The organism is Streptomyces sporangiiformans, from assembly GCF_005768555.2.
Classification (GTDB): domain Bacteria; phylum Actinomycetota; class Actinomycetes; order Streptomycetales; family Streptomycetaceae; genus Streptomyces; species Streptomyces sporangiiformans.
Window position 1 is genome coordinate 1 of the sequence record NZ_VCHX02000216.1, and the last position, 928, is coordinate 928.

Here is a 928-nt window from a genome sequence, read left to right on the forward strand (position 1 = left end):
AAGGTCCTCCAGGCGCTGGGCGGGGTGATCCCCGAGCTGTGGGGCGGCTCCGCCGACCTCGCCGGCTCGAACAACACGACGATTGACAAGACGAGTTCGTTCCTGCCGAAGGACAACCCCCTGGCGGAGGCCGACCCTTACGGCCGCACCATCCACTTCGGCATCCGTGAGCACGCCATGGCCGCGGAGATGAACGGCATCGCGCTGCACGGCAACACCCGCATCTACGGCGGCACTTTCCTGGTGTTCTCGGACTACATGCGCAACGCGGTACGCCTGTCCGCGCTGATGCATCTGCCGGTGACGTACGTGTGGACGCACGACTCCATCGGTCTGGGCGAGGACGGGCCCACGCACCAGCCCGTCGAGCACCTGGCCTCGCTGCGGGCGATCCCGGGCCTGAACCTCGTCCGCCCGGCCGACGCGAACGAGACCGCGATCGCCTGGCGCGAGATCCTGGGGCGTTACACCAAGGTGTTCGGCAAGGGTGCCCCGCACGGGCTGGCTCTGACCCGGCAGGGTGTGCCGACGTACGAGCCCAACGAGGATGCGGCGCGCGGCGGTTATGTGCTGTTCGAGGCCGAGGGCGGCGAGCCGCAGGTGATCCTGATCGGTACCGGTTCCGAGGTGCATGTGGCGGTCGAGGCGCGTGAGCGGCTGCAGGCCGCCGGGGTGCCCACGCGGGTGGTGTCCATGCCGTGTGTGGAGTGGTTCGAGGAGCAGGATCAGGCGTACCGGGACGCGGTGCTGCCGCCGTCGGTCAGGGCGCGGGTCGCCGTCGAGGCGGGGATCGGTCTGACCTGGCACCGGTGGGTCGGGGATGCCGGGCGCATCGTTTCCCTGGAGCACTTCGGTGCTTCCGCCGACGGCAAGGTCCTCTTCCAGGAGTTCGGCTTCACTGCCGAGAACGTCGCATCCGCCGCCCGGG

General features: G+C 69.5%; 1 protein-coding gene. It reads left to right on the forward strand.

What is annotated here, in order from left to right; all coding sequences use genetic code 11:
• On the forward strand, positions 1-928 hold a 928-nt coding region (locus tag FGD71_RS34955; RefSeq protein ID WP_140936021.1), incomplete at both ends, for a transketolase-like TK C-terminal-containing protein.